Below are 19,238 nucleotides of genomic sequence, written 5' to 3'. Positions count from 1 at the left end.
CTATTCAGTTTTAATTGTACATAGATCTGCGATTTCTTTAAGTATTTTGTCTTTTCTGGCATCAGAAATTCCTAAATGATCTAGATAGAATTTATCGTGTATTAATTCTCTGCATAAAACCACATTTCTACTTAACAAAAATTGTTTTTCTCTGTTTGATAATAATGTAGATACCGTAATTGGATATAATCCTAAACGGTCAATTCGGTCTTTTAATCCGTTGTTTTCAGGATAATCCCAACTTAATAAGTAGAGTCCACAACACTTACTGTATTGTATGGCATCTTCTGAGAATCTGGTGTTGGTAACAACCCAACCTTTGGTTAGTATTGTTCCATTTTTGGGATTCGTATTCCAATGTGCTTTAACATCTTGGTAGCGCGAGTTAATGTATAAAGGTATTTTTACATTACAATTAATACCTTGTTCACCATGAAATTTACATTCAATGATTGTAGTTTCATTGTCTTTGTGTGCAACAACATCAATCTCGTGCGTTACACATTTGCCTTGTAAAACTTCACCAATTTTTACTTTGTAACCAGAGTATTTTAAAACAGCTCCGACAAAACGCTCAAACGGAAATCCTGTTGGGCCTAGCTCATAAATTGCCTTTTTGAGTTTGTATTTAGAGGCAAAATGACTTTTCTTTTTCTTTAGTAAAGCAAAAGCTCTGTTGTAAATTTCTTTGGTAGAAATACCTTGATACAATTCATCTCTAACCTTATCTATGATTTGGTCTATGGTCTCTCTGTTTGCTCCAGTTCGTTTTAAGGATGAGCGCAATTTGTTAAGTGAAAATTTTACTTTATCACCAGATGATTTGGTTATGATGATGCTTTCGTTTTCCATTTCTATTCATTTAAAAAAAGCTGCCAAAACATAATTGGTTCTGGCAGCTTTACTGACTAATAGATTTGTTGAAACAATTCAACTAAAAATGACTTTTAACCCAATGTCAAAGCCTTAATTTCTTAGGTCGTGCATAGCTAAAATCGGGACATTGAGATGAAATGATATTTCCTTAACCAATGGGCTAGAAAGTATGCTGCCAAAAAACTTATGCTTTTTATTGATAAATGCTACCATATCACTATCTCTACTTTCAACAAATACATTGATTGCTGCTATTACTGAATTGTTAGACAAGGTATGGTGCTTATATGTTGTACCTTCTAGTATTTCTTCTAGAAGTGCCTTATTTTCTTTTTGAGAATCATCTAATTCATCTTGCTCTTTAACGTGCAAGACAATGATTGATGCATCCGACTTTTTAGCAATATCAGTAAGGTAAACCAACTCTCTGCGTTTGTATGGTACTTCAAAACCTGTCGGAAATACTATTTCTTTTGGAAGCTTTATTTCTGCTTCCACAGGTACTACAATCACTGGGCAATTACGAACTTTTTCCATTACATATATTGCAGTACTACCAAAGGCCGTAGCTCTAGAGTGTGTTTCGCCTTTAGTACCCATAATTATCATTTCTATATCCTTTTTGTCCACGATGTCTTTAATGGCATCAATAGTGTTATTAAACATCGAAACGGTTTTGAAATGATGTTTTGGATTGTCTTTCTTTGTTAGTACAAGCTTGTCTAAAATTTTAGCCAGTCCGTTTTCAGAATCCCATTTTTTAGATTCATAGATGTCGCTTCCAGATTGTGGTTTCATTAAGCTTTCAACTAAATTTCCGGTGGCCGAAAACACATTTAGGATATAAAAATCTGTAGGTTCATTTTTAAATAGCTCGGTAGCATAATCTATGGCATGCCAAGCATTGTCCGAAAAGTCTGTTGGTAATAATATCTTATGCCTCATGATTCTATGTTTTAAGTTGTTGTACTTTGAGCCAATCGTTCACTAAGCTGAAGACGGAATTACAAAAAATGGTATTGTAGCATGGAACCCTATCTTCTTAATTACAGGCTCATTAATTATGCTTTCTATAAAACTGTGCTCATAGTTAATCATTACTAAAATATCTATGTTAAGCTCTTCTATAAAGTCGTTTATTGCATTTTCTTTCTTTGTGTAATCTGGCATCCAATGGAAAGTATGTGGATTATCCTCTAAATAAGCTTTTAGCATTGCCAGATTGTAATCTTGCTGGTGACTCAGATTTTTTTCTTCGTTAATATGTAATATTCTAATCTTAGAATCGTACAGTTTTGATAGGTTTTTTAGAGGAAGCAACTCTTCGCCATAAAATCGATTAAAATCTGTTGGAAATGCAATTTGTTTTGGCTCATCAAAGTCAAACTCATGAGGAATTAAGAGAATAGGGCAAGACTTTACATGCTTTATGATTTTTACAGTGTTGCTACCCATAAATATTTCTTTGGCACCAGTAGCTCCTTTGGTTCCCATTACAATAATATCAATCTTGTATTTAGTGATAGCCATATCAATGGCATCATCCATGGCATCCACACTGAGTAAGATATCAAAATTATGATTAAGGTTGTCGTTTGCTCTTTCTGCCATGTCTTTGAGTTCTAGCAACTCCTGCTTTGCATTATCTGCCATAGATCTCAATAATTTGTTTGAAATGTTAGACATTGCAGAAGCTTTCATTTTATAAGAATGCAAAAAATAGAAAGTACATTCTTCCTTCTCGTAGAGTTTAAGTGCATAAACGGCTGCACACCAGGCATTATCCGAAAAATCCGTTGGTAATAGTATTTTTTTCATGGCGAGTAGCTTTAGTTCATTAGCAAAAGATACTGTTAACTTTTGCATTTTGAAATGATAATAATCAGTCTTATTTATAGTTGTGACGGAATAACCATAAACGGAACATTAAGATGAAAACCTATGTGTTTTATATTGGATTTAAAGAATAGATTTTCAAAAAATGAATGCTTATTGTTAATCATCACCAACAAGTTGATTCTTGTTTTTATCTGAAATTCTGTAATTGCTTCTGGTATATTTTTATTTTTAATATTGTGGAAAAGATGCGCAATACCTTTAAACTTTGCTTCAAGTTTTTGTCGGTTGGTTTCTTGTCTTTTAGTTAAAGCTTCACCATAGTGCACATGCATAATATTAACACGAATGTTATACAGATTAGCAATGTCTAAAAGAGGTTGTAAGTGCTGATCTTTAAAATCTATTTCATAGTCTGAAGGGAACAAGAGTTCGTGTGGTTTTTCAAAATCAAAATCACTAGGAATTGCAATTACAGGACATTTAGCATTGTTAAGTACATGCATGGTGTTAGAACCAAACAAAACTTCTTTGACGCCAGATGCACCTTTGGTTCCCATAATTATTAGATCCATTACATTGCCTTCATACAATTCGCTTATTTCACCAGTAAGTGTATTAAAAGATGAAATGGTTGTAAATTGATGGTTAGGATTAGGGAACTCAGCTTCAATTTTTTCTACTAATTCTTGTAGCCTTTTTTTACTAGTCTCTTTAATGGTTTCCATAAGTTGAAACTGTGGTTCGCTAGATTGCATAAATTCAACCTGATACACAATTGGAGTATATGTGTTTAGTAAAATGAAATTACATTTTACATTTTTATATAGTTGTAATGCGTATGTAATGGCATTCCATGCATTATCTGAAAAATCCGTTGGTAATAGTATTTTTTTCATGACGATAGATTTTAAAGAATTAATAGCGTCTAATGTTTTGCAGTGCCAAAAACGGAATATCTATCCTCAGCGTTATTTCATCTAGTTTAGACTGAAAGAATATGTTTTCAAAAAACGAGTGTCTTGTATTAACCATAACAAGCATATCTACATTATTTTCATCTATGTAATTACAAATAGCGTCTGTAATGCTCGAATCTTTAACAGTCTTAAAATTAATCTCGTTTTTGCAAAGTTCATCCTTAACAAAGCTTTGGTTATTCTGTTGTCTCATGGATAGTTTGTCACTGCTAGAAACATACAGCATATCTATAACAGCTCTGTATGGTGCAGCTAGCTCACATAGTAATTTCAGTTCTCTTCTCTTATAAGGAATAAGGTAATTGGTAGGGAAGAGGATATGTCTTGGCTGAATACCTACATAATGTTCTGGTATGGCTAAAACAGGGCACTGTACATATCTAAGAACCTGTAGCGTATGGCTTCCAAAAGTTAATTTTTTATCGTTAGTATTGCCACGAGTTCCCATAACGATAATGTCTATATTTTCTTCGTCTACAATCTTGTCTGCTTCATCTACCAACATGTTATTTGCAGAAATAATTGAATAGCTATGTCTTGGGTTTGGAGAAATTTCCTTTATGTCTTTTAAGACCTTATCAAGATTAGATTGCGATTTGTCTGCAATGCGTTTTGTAACTTTTACAAGAGTTTCCTCCTTGATGAGTTCTTCGTCTTCAAAAATTTCATCTTGGTAAGCATGCATAATAAAAAACCTGCTTTTGTCGTATTTAAACAACTCAGAAGCGTATTTTAATGCATTCATTGCATTGGCGGAAAAGTCTGTTGGGATTAGAATGTTTCTCATGACAAATTCATTTTATAGCTTATTAAAGCTAAGGCATTTAGCATCATTTTACAATGATATTTATCATACAATTCAACTAGGAAATTTTAATGAGAGAAAAGGTTAAAAAGAAACAGGAAGCATTAACTTCCTGTTTCCGTAAAGTGTTTAATTCTATAATTCACCTCTTATTTTGAAAACCCTAAATTCCTCTGACTACAAAGAATTATAATGGATCGCTTTTTTATTCAACCAAAGCATTAAACACTTTTTTACATTCATAACCCTTAATAAAATTATTAAGGATTTTTATGCTTTTATCCTAACATAGTAAATGTAATTATTGAGTCTGTTTTAAAAAATGAGGAATGTCAGTTTTGGTATTAAATTATCAGAATGTATGTCTCAAAAAAAGCCAGAGATTGCTCTGGCTTTTTTCGTGATTAATAGCACATGATATTAAATTTATGTAGGCCTTAATATCATATGTTAAACATAATTAAGCTTTTGGTTTTAAAAAATGATAATTATCAATTTTGGCTAATATGGAATTATTTGATAAACGATATTTAATAAAAACAGACCAATTAAAAATAGCAACATATAAATAAGCTGAACCATTTTAACGTTGGTTAATATTAACCACGACACTGTTTTATTTGGAAAAATAAACAGTGCCAAACCAGAAAATAGAAAAGACCATCCTATTAAAGTAATAACCAGTTTGTAATTTAATTCCCAATAGTTATGTGAAATTACGGTAGTTAGTCCTAGCGTAATACAAATAAATGCTGCCAGAATTAAAAACTTTTCATCTTTAAGATTGTTAAAAATCTGTTTTATGCGTTTTGGATTAAAGCTTAGTATAAAAAAGAATATGATAAGATACCAGCCCCAAAATTTTGTAAAGAATAGTGAATTTTCCATGGTTTTATTAATTTTTTTCGTGTAATACTAATAATGGTTTGTCTGTGTGATAGCTCACCTTTTCAACTCTGCTGTGAAAGAATATTTGTTGAAAATAGTTAAGGCTTTTTGCTACCATACATATAAGATCTATATCCCTACTTTCTACAAAACATTGCACAGCATCTTCTACTTTTTTGTTTGTGAGGTAATGAAAACTGCTTTTAATATCTGTAAAGTAGTCTTTTAATAATGTTATGTTCTGATTTAACTCTCGCTCTAAATCCCTTTTGTTTTTATTAATATGAAGTATTCTAAGAAATGCTTTAAAGTGCTCTACGATATCTAATAATGGATGTAAAATATCTAGATTGTAGGTGAGGTTTAGATCTGAAGGAAAAGCAATCTCTTTTGGAGGAACAAATTCTGCATTCTCTGGCACTGCAAGTGTTGTACATTTAACTTTGGTAATAACATCTGCAGTGTTGGTACCAAGAATGATTTCGTTTAAACCAGAGGCACCTTTTGTACCCATAACAATAAAATCTATTTCTTTTTCTTTTATAATTCTTCGAATAGAATCTATAAAAAAACCAGTTTCTGTGAGTACAAAGAACTTGTGCTTGTCTTTATTTGGTTTTAACTTAGAAATACGCTTTACAAAACTGCGTAACTTTTGTTTTGCTGGTTTAATGTATGTGTTTTCGAGATAGTAAGAGTCTATGGTTAAAGCCTCGTCTTGTGGAATAAAATTATTTAAACTGTTAACATGTAACAGGTAAAAACCACATTCAATAGCATTAAAAAAATGAATGGCATACTTAATAGCATTCCATGAGTTTTCAGAAAAATCCGTTGGTAAAAGCACATTTTTCATGATATTAATAATTTAATATCTTAAAATTAGGTGCTAAAAGCGGTTTATAAAATGACTAGAATCATTTTAGATAATTATGGTTACTTAATTTGCTTAAGACCATCAATATCTAAAACGACAATGTTTCTTCCTTCGGATTTAATCAGTCCTTGATTTTTAAAATTGGTTAATGTTCTGATAAAAGTTTCTGTTGCGATACCAGCAACACTTGCCAAGTCATTTCTGGAGATTTTTATTGGATCATTAGGTCTTCGATTAATCTTTTCGGCAAATTGAAGAATAGTATTGGCAGTTTTCTTGTTTACTGAACTATATGCCATTTCTAATAGCTGGTCTTTAAAATGTGATAAATCGTCTGTTAGGTGGTCTATTAGTGCTATGGCCAGTTTATTGTTATTCTTTAAAATTTCGGTTAATTGTAATATTGATAAGCCAACTAATGTGGTCTTCTTTATTGCTGTGGCAGTTTCTTTATGTGGTAAGTTGTGCGTAAAAGATGTGTAGCCAAACAGATCGTCTTCTTTGTAAAGACTTGTTGCTAATTCTTTGCCTTTAGTATCTAACTTATGGCATTTTATAGCACCTTTGGTAATGAGATAAATAAAATTAGAATGGTCGCCTTCTCTATAAATGATATCTCCCTTGTTAAACATAAACTCATTGCCATAATCGTCAAAGAAGTTCTTTAAGTCATTGAGGTTGATTAATTCATCCTTCTCAGAGTAATTATGAACGTTATCTTGTTCTTTCTCCTTAAGGATACTGGCTTTAGCTAATCTACTTTTAATGGCACTTACCAACTCGTCTTCAGTAAAAGGTTTAGTGATGTAGTCATCTGCACCAAGATTCATACCTTTTCTAACATCTTGATGTTCGGTTTTTGCAGATAAAAAGATAAAAGGTATATGTTTTGTCTTGTTGTTTTTGGTTACCTCATTTAAGACTTCATAACCATCTAGTTCTGGCATCATTATATCGCAAATTATAATATCTGGTATATTAATATTTATAGATTTTAAGCCAAGTTTTCCATTTGGCGCAGTCAGAACTTCAAAGTCTGAAAGCTCCAAAAGTTCGGCTATATTTTCTCTTAAAACCGTATCGTCCTCTATGAGTAAAACCTTAGTCATGCTTTGCCTTATTAGGTATTTTTAAAGTAACTAATGTTCCTTTGTTTTCTTTACTTTCAATTTTTATAGTGCCGTTTAAATTTTCGAGATGTGTTTTTACAATATTGAGGCCAATTCCGGTACCTTGTAAATTAAGTACATTTTCAGCCCGATAATAACGAGTGAAAATATTCTCCACTTCCTTTTTTGGGATACCAATGCCATGGTCTTCAATCTCAAAAAAAGTGTCGTTTTTATCTTGATGAATTCTAATATCTATGGTAGAATTCTTACCTGAATATTTTATAGCATTCTGTAGAATATTAGATAAAATAATTTCTATAATTCTCTCATCTTGATACATTGCTATGTTGTCAATATCCTTAGGGTAATTGATGCGTTGTCCTTCTTTTAAAAGCATGTTGCAGTTGTAAACCACTTCATTTATAACCTTACTTAATCTAAAATCTGTAAACGTGTAATTAAAAGTGCCAGTTTCTAATCTTTCAATAGATAAAAAATCGTTTAAAATGGTGTTGAGATAGTTTACTTTATCCTTTAAAATGGCTAAATGCTTATCACGTTTTGGCTGTTCTTCAGTTAGTCTGTATTTTTCTAACAGCATCAACGAGGTTGCTATGCCACTGAGAGGTGTTTTAAATTCATGTGATACTAGAGACAAGAACTTTGTTTTTAGTTCATTAAGTTCTTTTTCTTTGCTCAGAGCTTCTTGTAGTTGCAGTGTTCTTTCTTGTACTGTTTGTTCAAGTTTTATGGTGTAATTTTTTTGTTCGGTAATATCTACTATTATAGCCACAAACACTTTTTTATCTTTTAATAATGAAAGCTGTAAGTGCACCATTACAGGATAAGAGGATCCATCTTTTCTAATATGAATAGTTTCAAAGTCTACTTGTTCTTCTTGCTTTTTTAGAAGTTTATTAATGTAATTTTCTCTAAAAGTTTCGAGGTCTATGTTAGCTTTTAAATCTAAAGGTGTCATAGAAGTTAGCTCATCTAATGAGTAGCCAATGTTTTTTAAAGCACCTCTATTGGCATTTATAAACTTGAGTGTTTTGGCATCAAAAACATATATTTCATTTAAAGACTCGTTAAAAATTGTAGCCAAATGGTTTTTTTCTTCTTGAGCTCTAACACGTTCTGTAACATCATTTTGAACACCAATAAAATGTGTTACCACACCTCTTCTGTTGGTTATTGGAGTAATGTATAAATCGTTGTAAAATATGGTACCATCTTTTTTGTAATTTCTAAGAGTTGCTAAACAACTTTCACCATTTTTAACGGCTTTTCTAATTTTTGAAATCTCTTTTTGGTCTCTATCATCACCTTGAAGAAATCTGCAGTTTTTGTTTAAAATTTCTTTTTTAGTAAAGCCAGTTAGCCTTTCAAAAGCTGCATTGTGGTATATGATGGGATTGTCTGGTTTTAAGGCATCTGTTATTACAATTCCATTGTTAGCAGAATCTAACGCTTTTGTTCTAAGCATAAAATTAAACTCGCTCTCTTTCTGTTTAGAAATATCTCTAATTAATGCCATAACAAAAGTTTTGTTATAGATGTTAAAAGGGTTAAGTTCAACTTCAATTGGTATTATATCACCTATCTTTTTTAGACCATAAACATCTGCTGTTCTTCCCATTTTAGTGCGTTTATAATCTTCCATAAATTGGTCAACATTTTTCTTGTGAGATTTATGGTAGTTAGAAGGAATAAGTATGTTAATGGATTTACCTTTAAGCTCAGATTTTTTGTATCCAAAAATATGCTCGGCCATGCCATTAGCTTCCATTATATGTTGTTTTTCATCAACTATAATAACGGCTTCAGAGATAGCTTCTAAAAGAATGTTGAATATTTCTTGGTCTTGTTTAATCATACCAAACAAGTGATTGGTGTATCTTTTAAAGATACGTAATTAAAAGCGATTATTGTATGATAATGATCAATATCATTCTTTATTTAGAGGGATTTAAATACCTTAGGTTATAACTAATTTTTGGTTATAATGAATAAGGATCTGTTAATACATCTAAGGTGTGTGTTTTATGTCATTTCTAAGGCAGATAATAACTTATCTTTTGAATAATATGTTAAGTTGTCTGAAAGCCTAAAAAAGGCGATGGTCTCTTCTTGTAGAAGCTAAACGAGACGTCATAAAAAATCAGTTTAATACATTACAAAAAGACAATGTCTCTGCAGAAAAAGTAGAGACAGCATTGTAAACTACAACGTTAATGACTGTTAATAATGATTCGGTTTATTTTGTAAATGTAAGACTATACTTATTGTTATTAGCTTGCTCTAATTACGCTCTCTCAAAATCTCTGGTGCTGTAAACAAGAACTTTCATGACTTTAGTTTTACATCAGTTATAATATTTTAAACAACTTTGTTAAGCAGGTATCACCATAAATGGTGTCTGTAAGTGCATTGCAATTTTTGAAATCGTTGGTTTAAAGAACAGATTTTCAAAAAATGTATGTTTATTATTTATCATTACAAGCAGTTCAGATTTATGTTCTTGCTGATAATCATAGATAACATCTGCAATGTCTTTTTCTTCTAAAATATCGTATGTGGTGTTGTAATCTGTAAATGTTTCTTTGATGAATTCTTTATGTATTCTTTGTAGAGATGTAAGTCCTAATATTGAAATATGCAGAACCTTTATATTGCTTTTGTGTAGTTTTAATATTTTTAGAATTGGCTGAAAATGCTTGTTTTTAAATGCAAGATTTAAATCTGAAGGGAATAATATATTCTCTATACCAGCAAACTCATAATCATCTGGTACAGCAATAACAGGACAACAACGTTTGTTTATAATCTGTGTGGTATTGCTACCAAAAACGACCCTGTCAGAGTCTGTTGCGCCTTTTGTTCCCATGACAATGAGATCTATATCATTATCAGACACTGCTCTCGAAATTCGATCTGGTAAAAACCCTTTTACGACTTCAACCTCGAACTCTTGTTCCATACCATATTTCCGCATTGACGAAAGTGCAAATTCGTAAAGACGTTCTTTAGATTCTTCCTGAAGAATTTTATGTATATCCTTTCCTATGAGTCCTTTTTCTATTTGATATTCATATGAAAATATAACTGGAGGATAGCAATGTAAAAAGTGAAATTTACAGTCTTCATTTTTATACAATTCTAAAGCATAGTTAATAGCATTTTCAGAATTTTGTGAAAAATCGGTAGGCAATAAGATAGACAACATAATCGAAGGGTTTTATGGTTCTTAGTATTTAAAGTTATGACTAAGATTTAAAATTTCCCATGATATTTGTCAGCTAAAAAATTAATAAACAATAGTTTAGGTTTGGTTTTTTGTGAAATAAAAAATGATTGCTCGTTATTGAGCAATCATTGATTGTTACTTTAATTATAATAAGGCTAAGCCGAATACGATTGTTTTACAACAGCATTAGAAGATCTAAATTGATATTCTGGACTGTGAAGCATTTTGTGATAAAGATGTTCGTTTACCTTAACTGGAATTTCGAGATTAGGGAATTTGATGTGGTAAACATTTCCCTTTTGATTAACTAATCTAACTTCAATAGGTTGTTTCTTCATAATCTAATTGTTTTAAAAATTAAACCATAAAAATTATTACACCTGCTTTTTTTCGATTGTCTTAGTTTTCTTCTCTTTAGGTTCTGTCTTCTCTGGTGGGATAATATATCTGTGCTTATCATTAAAAAAGTTTTGTCGCATAGCTTCCATTTGTTTCATTATGGCATCCATGTTCGAGAAGCCTGATGGCATGCCACTAGAAAACAAATCATCTTTGAAAAAATCATCAGAAAAGAACTGTTTCATAATCGAATCGTGTTCTGAGAAACCGTTTAAATTAGGAGGCTGTAGCATAGAAAAGCGCTTTTGTATCATAGAATTCATTTGGTTAAAAATGCTGTCGCTTTCCATATTTTTTATATTTCCAGACGATGACCAACTATAAATAGAATCGTAACGGACTATATTACCGTTTTCGTCTACTTCTTTATTCACCTTCCATGTGCCTTTAGGCTTTAGAAGGCTGTCTTTTTGAATTTCTAAATCTGAAGAATTTTTAGAAGAATTCTCAGTGTCTTGTGCATTACAACTTGTAGCTAAAATTGCTACAAATAAAAAGAGCATTACTTTTTTCATTTTTTACAATTTTAAATTAGACATCTGCCATCTAAAAATCAAAAAAAATGCCATTCCAATACGAACTTACATTTTGTCAGTATGTCTTATTTTTGCAATTATGACAGACAATTTTGTAAACGAATTTTTTGGTATAGGTATACAAAATGGTAAAACGCCAGAGAATCTTGGCGTACTATGGAGATCAGCACAAAACTTAGGTGCCAGTTTTATTTTTACCATTGGTAATCGGTATGCAAAGCAAGCGTGTGATACGCATAATGCCGTAAAATCGATGCCTTATTTTCATTATGAAACTTTTGATGAGTTTTATAATAATTTGCCTAAAGGTGCTAGGTTAGTTGGAGTAGAGTTAACAGATGAAGCCGTAGATTTAGAAACATTTCATCATCCAAGACGATGTGTGTATCTTCTCGGAGCAGAAGACCATGGACTCTCTAAACAAGCCATAGAAAAGAGTCATTTTTTGGTAAAATTCAAATCGCAACTAAGCCTTAATGTGTCTGTAGCAGGAAGCATTGTAATGTACGACAGAGGAATTAATAAGCCAAGATCGTAAGTTTTTTAATCTAAAACAAACCACTTATCTCACCACTATCACTAATGTCAATACCTTCAGATGCTGGATGCGCTGGTAAACCAGGCATACGCATTATTTCGCCTGTAATAGGAATTAAAAAGCCTGCTCCTGATGCAATTTCTATTTCACGCACAGTAATTATAAAATCTTTTGGCCTGCCTAGTAATTTAGGGTTATCGGATAATGATTTTTGAGTTTTTGCAATACAAATTGGTAGCTTATCTAGTTTTAGTTCTTTAATACGTTTTAGTTGCCGTTTGGCACTTGTGTTGTAATCTACGTGTTCAGCACCATAAATTTTTTGAGCTATGGTTTCAATCTTTGTTTCAACATCCATGCCCCAGTTATAAAGTGGTTTAAATTTAGCCTTGTTTGATTCTGCAACTTCAATAACATGTTCGGCAAGCTTTAACGCTCCTTTACCACCTTTGGCCCAAACATTGGCTACGGCAACTCTGATGTTTTTAATTTTAGCTAGGTCTTTTATGAGTTGAATTTCTTCTTTAGTGTCGGACTTAAATTTATTGATAGCGATTATAGGAGTAACACCAAATTGCTGAATATTTTCAAGATGTTTTTCTAAATTAGGAAGGCCTTGTCTCAGTGCCTCAACATTTGGTTCATTTAAAGTTTTTAAATCGGCACCTCCATGATATTTAAGGGCACGTATTGTTGTGGTTAATACTACTGCTTTTGGAGATATGTTGGCACTTTGGCATTTAATATCAAAAAACTTCTCAGCTCCTAAGTCAAAACCAAAACCAGCTTCAGTTACAGTATAATCAGAAAAAGACATTCCCATTAAAGTGCCTATAACGGAGTTGGTACCTTGAGCAATATTAGCAAATGGTCCGCCATGAATTATAGCTGGATTACCTTCAATGGTTTGTACTAAATTGGGTTTTATAGCATGCTTTAAAAGTGTGGCCATAGCTCCAGCAACTTTTAAGTCTCTTGCATATATGGGCTGTTTCGAAAATGTGTAACCTATAAAGATATTTCCCAGTCGATTCTTGAGGTCACTAAGGTCTTTTGAAATACATAAAATCGCCATAATTTCAGAAGCAGCAGTAATATCAAAGCCAGTTTCTCTTGGGATTCCAGAGGTTGTGCCGCCAAGACCAACAATTATACGTCTTAGTGCTCTATCGTTCATATCAACAACACGTTTCCAGGTAATTGTTCTTGGGTCTAATCCTACGGAATTTGTTTTGCTTTGTATATTATTATCTATAACTGCAGCCAAAAGGTTATGCGCTTTTTCAATGGCTGAGAAATCACCAGTAAAGTGTAAGTTAATATCCTCTAGAGGTAATACTTGCGAATAGCCTCCACCTGTTGCTCCACCTTTTATACCAAAAACAGGACCTAAGGAAGGTTCTCTTAAAACAACGGTTGTTTTTTTATTTAGTTGGTTTAGGGCTTCAGATAAGCCTATAGAAATTGTTGTTTTGCCTTCTCCAGCAGGAGTAGGTGAGATTGCAGAAACTAGTATAAGATTACTTTTCTTGGCTTTATTTCTATTAATGAGCGATAATGGAAGCTTGGCTTTATCATTACCATACATTTCTATATTATTTGGATCAATACCAAACTTCTCTGCTATTTCGGTTATGGGCTTTAGTTTTACTTTTTTGGCAATCTGAAGATCAGTCATAGTTTTTAAGATGAATTCATACAAATTCAAATTTAGACCATTGAAATCAGATAAATGGTGATTTTTGTCATGTGTGAAAATGTATCGGTCTATTGAGAACTTATAAACTTAAAGGTTGTAACTTTGCCAAAACTTTGATACATGCATAAAGCTGGTTTTGTAAATATTATTGGTAATCCAAACGTCGGTAAATCGACCTTGATGAACGCTTTTGTTGGTGAGAAGCTATCCATCATAACATCGAAAGCACAAACCACAAGACATAGAATCCTTGGAATTGTTAATGGTGAAGACTTTCAAATGGTGTTGAGTGATACACCAGGTATCATAAAACCAGCCTACGAGTTACAATCCTCAATGATGGATTTTGTAAAGTCCGCTTTTGAAGATGCAGATGTGCTAATCTACATGGTTGAAATAGGTGAGAAGGAACTCAAAGATGAAGCCTTTTTTAAGAAAATTACCAATTCTAAAATTCCTGTTTTATTACTGTTAAATAAAATAGATAACTCAAACCAAGAGCAATTAGAAGAACAAGCGGAATTATGGCAAAGTAAAGTGCCAAATGCAGAGTTTTATCCAATTTCTGCTTTAAATGGTTTCAATGTTCAAAATGTATTTCAAAGAATAATTGAGTTATTACCAGAGTCTCCGCCATTTTATCCTAAAGATCAATTAACTGATAAGCCAGAGCGCTTTTTTGTTAATGAAGCGATTAGAGAAAAAATATTGCTTCACTATAAAAAGGAAATCCCATATTCTGTAGAGGTTGATACCGAAGAGTTTTTTGAAGAGGAAAACATTATAAGAATTCGCTCTGTCATTATGGTAGAGCGCGATACACAAAAAGGGATTATTATAGGTCACAAGGGTTCTGCTTTAAAGCGTGTTGGAGTAGAAGCTAGAAAAGATTTAGAAAAGTTTTTTGGTAAACAAATTCACTTGGAATTATACGTTAAGGTGAACAAAAACTGGAGATCGAATCAAAAACAATTAAAACGATTTGGGTATAACCAGAAGTAAGTTATTCTACTGCATGTATATCTTTACTTCGCAACGTATCTCGCATAAAATGATGTAATTGATGCATTTGCTCCATACCAGCTTTTTTGCCAAGTCTTCCGCTAAAATAAAGAGCAAACCAAACAACTATCATAAGTAAGGTAACAAAAAGCTGTATGGCAAAATTATTACCCAGAGACCAATTGACGTAAGCCCAAATCCCAAATCCAAAAAAGAAAGCAGCAGCAGCAAAATGAAAGAACATAAACATGGTCCATACTGTTGGGTTAGGTCCAAATAGACCATAAATAGTGCTAAGCTTTTCATTGTCGTAATCCTCATTGATTTCAAGATGCAATTGTGGTGACCAAAAGTGCTGCTTAGCTTTGGGTATTTTTATAAACACATGGTCATCAACACGTGTTACAATAAATTCAGATTGACTTTTACCTTCTTTTTCAAATAGTGATAACAGACTTTCATTGTCATGACTGACATTGAATTTAAATCTTGGCCTTAAAACAATTTCGTTAGAAAGTTCCATTATAAATAATATTAATTTCAATTTACATATTTTCTTAATTAAACTCAAAACTTAAATTCCAAATACATAAATCGTTAATCTAAAATTAAACCCTACCTTTGCTACCGCTTACAGGATATGTAATGCAGATTAAATTATAATATATGGGAAACATTGTTGCAATAGTAGGAAGACCAAATGTTGGTAAATCAACGTTTTTTAATCGTTTAATAAAAAGGCGTGAAGCTATAGTTGATGCCGTTAGTGGTGTAACCAGAGACCGTCACTATGGTAAAACCGACTGGAATGGAAGAGAGTTTTCACTCATTGATACTGGTGGCTATGTCGTTGGTAGCGATGATATTTTTGAAGCCGAAATAGATAAGCAGGTAGAACTAGCAATAGATGAAGCAGATGCCATCATCTTTATGGTAGATGTAGAAACAGGTGTTACTGGTATGGATGAGGATGTGGCAAAACTTTTGAGAAAAGTAGAAAAACCGGTTTTCCTTGTTGTAAATAAAGTAGATAACAATAAGCGAGGTGAAGATGCTGTTGAATTTTATTCGCTTGGTTTAGGTGATTATTATACCATAGCGAGTATCAATGGTAGTGGAACGGGAGATTTATTAGATGCTGTTGTAGAAGCCTTACCAGAAAAAGAAGAAGTAGAAGAAGAGCAACTGCCAAGATTTGCAGTAGTTGGTCGTCCTAATGCTGGTAAATCATCATTTATAAATGCATTAATTGGTGAAGATCGTTACATCGTAACAGACATTGCTGGTACTACAAGAGACTCTATCGATACAAAGTATAACCGTTTTGGATTTGAATTTAATCTGGTTGATACAGCTGGTATTCGTCGCAAATCTAAAGTTAAAGAGGATTTAGAGTTTTACTCAGTAATGCGAAGCATAAGAGCTATAGAGCATTGCGACGTTTGTTTGTTAGTGCTAGATGCTACAAGAGGTTTTGATGGTCAGGTTCAGAATATTTTCTGGCTAGCTGAGCGCAACAGAAAAGGAATCGTAATTTTAGTAAATAAATGGGACTTGGTTGAAAAAGATAACAAAACAGCCAAGGAATTTGAAAAACACATCAGACAAGAAATAGCACCTTTTACAGATGTGCCAATTGTATTTATTTCAGTATTAAATAAACAACGAATTTTTAAAGCAATAGAAACTGCTGTAGAAGTTTATAAAAACAGAGCTAAGAGGATTAAAACCAGTGTTTTAAACGAAACGTTATTGCCAATTATAGAACATAACCCTCCACCAGCTTATAAAGGAAAGTACGTGAAGATAAAGTATATAATGCAGCTGCCAACTCCACAACCTCAGTTTGCATTTTTCTGTAATTTGCCTCAATACGTTAAGGATCCTTACAGACGTTTTTTAGAAAACCAGCTTAGAGACCACTTTGATTTTAATGGAGTACCTGTAAGTGTTTACATGCGAAAAAAATAGTACTTTTATTCGCTATGAAAATACATAAGTTGTTTTTGTTTGGTGCATTAGTACTATCATTTAGTCTATTTGCTCAAGACGCTCCGCCAGAAATTAGTGTAACAGGTGAACAGTATTATTGTTCAGATACACCAATGAATATTGTAACATCTGTATCTATTACAGACCCAAATCCAGAAGATACAACCTTGCAACAAGTGTTTGTTCAAATAGCGGAGGGTTATGAGTTAGGTGAAGATACATTAGTTTTAAGTGGTGTACATCCAAATATTACTTCAACCTGGAATGCAGCTCAAGGACAGTTAGCGTTATTTGGACCAGCAACGTTTGCTGAGTTTGAATCTGCAATTGAAGATGTGCTTTTTCAGACCACACAAGTCAATTTTTCTGAAGACAAGCAATTTTCGATCAACTTAGGAAATGCGAACTACTTACCAAGTACAGGACATTATTATTTTTATGTTTCTAGTCCTGGTATAACCTGGACAGAAGCAAGAGATGCAGCTGCAAATCAAAATTACTACGGATTAACAGGGTATTTAGCCACAATAACATCAGAAGAAGAAGCACAATTGTCAGGTGAACAAACCTCTGGTACAGGATGGATTGGTGCATCTGATGCAGAAACAGAAGGAACATGGAAGTGGGAAACTGGTCCTGAAGCAGGTACTGTTTTTTGGCAGGGCGCTGCTAATGGAAATCCAGTAAATGGGGAATTTTCATTTTGGAATTCTGGCGAACCGAATAATGCAGGAGACGAAGATTATGCACATATAACTTCACCAAGTATTGGTATACTTGGGTCTTGGAATGACTTAGCTGTTACAGGAGATACAAATCCAGGTGGAGCTTATCATCCGCAAGGCTACATTGTAGAGTTTGGTGGTTTACCTAATGAACCAGAAATAAATCTTTCGGCTAATAGTACCATCATTACACCTAGAATTTTATCTGAAGATATAACAGTTTGTGGCGTAGAGCAGGTAACTATAGCAGTAGAATCTTCTACCAATAATGCAGATTGGTATACTTCAGAGACAGCCGCAGTGCCTGTGCATTCTGGTACAACGTATGATGTTTCTTTAACAGAAACTACGACGTATTGGATATTGCCAGTAGTGCCAGCATGTATTGGTAATACACAGCGTTATCCTGTAACCGTTTATGTTAACGCAGTACCAGAGACTAATGATATAACAATTATTCAGTGCGAAGATGAAGTTATAGATGGTTCTACAAATTTTAATCTGAGTGAGTATAATGATGCAATTGTAAGTGGCGATTTGTCTAATATAGAGGTTGCATACTTTTCTGATGCTGAATTTTTAAATCAGATCGATGATCAGAATTATATAAATTCATTCAATAATCAAACAATTTATGCATTAGTAACTAATGCGTTAACACAATGTAGTAATCAGGCTGAGGTAGTTTTGATTGTTAATACAGCGTTGTCTCCATCAGTTAGTATAGAAGAATGTGATAATTTAGAAGAAACAGGTTTAGTAACGTTTGATCTTACGGTAGCAGAAACAGCTATTTATGCAAACGAAGGATTCGATAAGCAAGTAGAAGGTTTTTATGAAACTTATAATGATGCTCTTTTACTTCAAAATCCTTTAAATAATAACTATAATAATAGTCAACCTTACTATCAAGTAGTTTATGCTCGTGTTCAGCAAGATGGTAATTGTCATAGTATAGTAGAAGTGGAGTTGAATGTTGAGCCACTTCCAGAACTTATGGAAGATGAAACAGTCTATTATTGTTTGAACACATTTCCAGAGACCATTTCATTATATGGAGGTATTATTAATGATGTACCTAACAATTATTATTATAATTGGTCTACTGGAGAGACAACAATTAATATAGATATTAACGAGCCAGGAGCTTATACCGTAGAAGTAACAAGACCTAACGGTTGCACCAATCAAAGAACTATAACGGTATTACCATCTAGTACTGCAGTGGTAGAAACTATTGAGGTGTCAGACGCTTCGGAGTATAATACAATTACAATTCTAACATCAGGTGAAGGAGAATATCTTTATGCTTTAAATGATGAAAATGGACCATACCAAGAGTCTAATACTTTTGAAGATGTAGCATCAGGTGTATACACGGTTTATATCAAAGATATAAAGGCAGATTGTGGTATTATTTCAGAAGATATATCAGTCTTAGGATTTCCTAAATTCTTTACACCTAACGGAGATACAATAAACGATACCTGGCAAATTAGTGGGTTTTCTTCTCAGTTTCCTGTAACGGCATCAGTAAAAATCTTTAATAGATTTGGGAAAATTATTACAGTTTTAAACGCGTCTAATTCGCAATGGGATGGTAGTTACAAAGGTGAAACTTTACCATCTGATGACTATTGGTTTGAAGCAGAATTAGCAGATGGAAGGACTTTCAAAGGGCACTTTACGCTAAAGCGATAGCGAAATTTTATTGTTTTTTTAAGAA

General features: G+C 32.8%; 18 protein-coding genes. 4 read left to right on the top strand and 14 right to left on the bottom strand.

Annotation, left to right across the window (positions count from 1 at the left end; genetic code table 11):
* From V1468_RS13810 to V1468_RS13755, 12 genes are all read right to left on the bottom strand, one after another.
* Entirely contained in the window at positions 1–852 is an 852-nt protein-coding gene (locus V1468_RS13810; RefSeq protein ID WP_331810811.1) for an ATP cone domain-containing protein, read from the bottom strand.
* A 114-nt stretch (positions 853–966) separates the two neighbouring features.
* Positions 967–1,821 carry a universal stress protein gene (locus V1468_RS13805; protein WP_331810810.1) on the bottom strand — a complete coding sequence of 285 codons (855 nt, stop codon included), beginning with the start codon at positions 1,819–1,821 and terminating at the stop codon, positions 967–969.
* A gap of 42 nt (positions 1,822–1,863) precedes the next feature.
* Complete coding sequence (locus tag V1468_RS13800; protein ID WP_331810809.1) at positions 1,864–2,694, bottom strand: universal stress protein; 831 nt, start codon at positions 2,692–2,694, stop codon at positions 1,864–1,866.
* Between the two features lie 74 nt (positions 2,695–2,768).
* Entirely contained in the window at positions 2,769–3,611 is an 843-nt protein-coding gene (locus tag V1468_RS13795; protein ID WP_331810808.1) for a universal stress protein, read from the bottom strand.
* 19 nt (positions 3,612–3,630) lie between these two features.
* Positions 3,631–4,479 (bottom strand): universal stress protein, encoded by an 849-nt coding sequence (locus V1468_RS13790; RefSeq protein WP_331810807.1) that lies wholly within the window; start codon positions 4,477–4,479, stop codon positions 3,631–3,633.
* Positions 4,480–4,998: 519 nt separating this feature from the next.
* Entirely contained in the window at positions 4,999–5,385 is a 387-nt protein-coding gene (locus tag V1468_RS13785) for a hypothetical protein (protein WP_331810806.1), read from the bottom strand.
* A 7-nt stretch (positions 5,386–5,392) separates the two neighbouring features.
* On the bottom strand, positions 5,393–6,241 hold the full coding sequence (locus V1468_RS13780) for a universal stress protein (RefSeq protein ID WP_331810805.1): 849 nt from the start codon (positions 6,239–6,241) through the stop codon (positions 5,393–5,395).
* An 80-nt stretch (positions 6,242–6,321) separates the two neighbouring features.
* Positions 6,322–7,371 (bottom strand): response regulator, encoded by a 1,050-nt coding sequence (locus tag V1468_RS13775; protein WP_331810804.1) that lies wholly within the window; start codon positions 7,369–7,371, stop codon positions 6,322–6,324.
* On the bottom strand, positions 7,364–9,250 hold the full coding sequence (locus V1468_RS13770) for a sensor histidine kinase (RefSeq protein ID WP_331810803.1): 1,887 nt from the start codon (positions 9,248–9,250) through the stop codon (positions 7,364–7,366). Before V1468_RS13770 ends, V1468_RS13775 begins: the two co-directional genes overlap by 8 nt.
* Before the next feature lie 516 nt (positions 9,251–9,766).
* Entirely contained in the window at positions 9,767–10,600 is an 834-nt protein-coding gene (locus tag V1468_RS13765) for a universal stress protein (protein ID WP_331810802.1), read from the bottom strand.
* Positions 10,601–10,776: 176 nt separating this feature from the next.
* The gene (locus V1468_RS13760; protein WP_331810801.1) at positions 10,777–10,959 is read right to left on the bottom strand and encodes a hypothetical protein; all 183 of its coding nucleotides are present in this window, start codon (positions 10,957–10,959) and stop codon (positions 10,777–10,779) included.
* A 36-nt stretch (positions 10,960–10,995) separates the two neighbouring features.
* A complete protein-coding gene (locus V1468_RS13755; RefSeq protein WP_331810800.1) occupies positions 10,996–11,535 on the bottom strand; it encodes a hypothetical protein in 540 nt (179 codons plus the stop codon).
* 100 nt (positions 11,536–11,635) lie between these two features.
* On the opposite strand from V1468_RS13755, the gene V1468_RS13750 reads away from it, so the two are divergent.
* On the top strand, positions 11,636–12,094 hold the full coding sequence (locus tag V1468_RS13750; RefSeq protein ID WP_331810799.1) for an RNA methyltransferase: 459 nt from the start codon (positions 11,636–11,638) through the stop codon (positions 12,092–12,094).
* 10 nt (positions 12,095–12,104) lie between these two features.
* Here V1468_RS13750 and V1468_RS13745 read toward each other — a convergent pair whose 3' ends face one another.
* Positions 12,105–13,772: a formate--tetrahydrofolate ligase gene (locus V1468_RS13745; RefSeq protein ID WP_331810798.1), complete on the bottom strand. Its 1,668-nt coding sequence runs from the start codon at positions 13,770–13,772 to the stop codon at positions 12,105–12,107.
* A 141-nt stretch (positions 13,773–13,913) separates the two neighbouring features.
* Here V1468_RS13745 and era point away from each other — a divergent pair, with 141 nt between their 5' ends.
* On the top strand, positions 13,914–14,795 hold the full coding sequence (era, locus tag V1468_RS13740) for a GTPase Era (RefSeq protein ID WP_278004052.1): 882 nt from the start codon (positions 13,914–13,916) through the stop codon (positions 14,793–14,795).
* Position 14,796: 1 nt separating this feature from the next.
* On the opposite strand, the gene V1468_RS13735 is transcribed toward era, so the two are convergent.
* Positions 14,797–15,339 carry a GTP-binding protein gene (locus V1468_RS13735; RefSeq protein ID WP_331810796.1) on the bottom strand — a complete coding sequence of 181 codons (543 nt, stop codon included), beginning with the start codon at positions 15,337–15,339 and terminating at the stop codon, positions 14,797–14,799.
* A gap of 122 nt (positions 15,340–15,461) precedes the next feature.
* Here V1468_RS13735 and der point away from each other — a divergent pair, with 122 nt between their 5' ends.
* Positions 15,462–16,766, top strand: a complete 1,305-nt coding sequence (gene der / locus V1468_RS13730) for a ribosome biogenesis GTPase Der (RefSeq protein WP_331810795.1) — start codon at positions 15,462–15,464, stop codon at positions 16,764–16,766.
* A gap of 14 nt (positions 16,767–16,780) precedes the next feature.
* On the top strand, positions 16,781–19,213 hold the full coding sequence (locus V1468_RS13725; protein WP_331810794.1) for a T9SS type B sorting domain-containing protein: 2,433 nt from the start codon (positions 16,781–16,783) through the stop codon (positions 19,211–19,213).
* The last annotated feature ends 25 nt before the right edge of the window (positions 19,214–19,238 follow it).

Source organism: Winogradskyella poriferorum, from assembly GCF_036553625.1.
Classification (GTDB): Bacteria; Bacteroidota; Bacteroidia; order Flavobacteriales; family Flavobacteriaceae; genus Winogradskyella; species Winogradskyella poriferorum.
Note: the sequence above shows the minus strand (reverse complement) of the source record. Positions and strands in the feature narration are given on the sequence as shown.

Bases quoted from the DNA above. Each gene is read 5' to 3' on its own strand.
- V1468_RS13805 (WP_331810810.1), bottom strand. From the start codon at position 1,821: ATGAGGCATAAGATATTATTACCAACAGACTTTTCGGACAATGCTTGG.
- V1468_RS13745 (WP_331810798.1), bottom strand. From the start codon at position 13,772: ATGACTGATCTTCAGATTGCCAAAAAAGTAAAACTAAAGCCCATAACC.
- V1468_RS13775 (WP_331810804.1), bottom strand. From the start codon at position 7,371: ATGACTAAGGTTTTACTCATAGAGGACGATACGGTTTTAAGAGAAAAT.
- V1468_RS13800 (WP_331810809.1), bottom strand. From the start codon at position 2,694: ATGAAAAAAATACTATTACCAACGGATTTTTCGGATAATGCCTGGTGT.
- V1468_RS13725 (WP_331810794.1), top strand. From the start codon at position 16,781: ATGAAAATACATAAGTTGTTTTTGTTTGGTGCATTAGTACTATCATTT.
- V1468_RS13760 (WP_331810801.1), bottom strand. From the start codon at position 10,959: ATGAAGAAACAACCTATTGAAGTTAGATTAGTTAATCAAAAGGGAAAT.
- V1468_RS13770 (WP_331810803.1), bottom strand. From the start codon at position 9,250: ATGATTAAACAAGACCAAGAAATATTCAACATTCTTTTAGAAGCTATC.
- V1468_RS13790 (WP_331810807.1), bottom strand. From the start codon at position 4,479: ATGAGAAACATTCTAATCCCAACAGACTTTTCCGCCAATGCAATGAAT.
- V1468_RS13795 (WP_331810808.1), bottom strand. From the start codon at position 3,611: ATGAAAAAAATACTATTACCAACGGATTTTTCAGATAATGCATGGAAT.
- V1468_RS13780 (WP_331810805.1), bottom strand. From the start codon at position 6,241: ATGAAAAATGTGCTTTTACCAACGGATTTTTCTGAAAACTCATGGAAT.
- V1468_RS13785 (WP_331810806.1), bottom strand. From the start codon at position 5,385: ATGGAAAATTCACTATTCTTTACAAAATTTTGGGGCTGGTATCTTATC.
- V1468_RS13755 (WP_331810800.1), bottom strand. From the start codon at position 11,535: ATGAAAAAAGTAATGCTCTTTTTATTTGTAGCAATTTTAGCTACAAGT.
- V1468_RS13810 (WP_331810811.1), bottom strand. From the start codon at position 852: ATGGAAAACGAAAGCATCATCATAACCAAATCATCTGGTGATAAAGTA.
- der (WP_331810795.1), top strand. From the start codon at position 15,462: ATGGGAAACATTGTTGCAATAGTAGGAAGACCAAATGTTGGTAAATCA.
- era (WP_278004052.1), top strand. From the start codon at position 13,914: ATGCATAAAGCTGGTTTTGTAAATATTATTGGTAATCCAAACGTCGGT.
- V1468_RS13765 (WP_331810802.1), bottom strand. From the start codon at position 10,600: ATGTTGTCTATCTTATTGCCTACCGATTTTTCACAAAATTCTGAAAAT.
- V1468_RS13750 (WP_331810799.1), top strand. From the start codon at position 11,636: ATGACAGACAATTTTGTAAACGAATTTTTTGGTATAGGTATACAAAAT.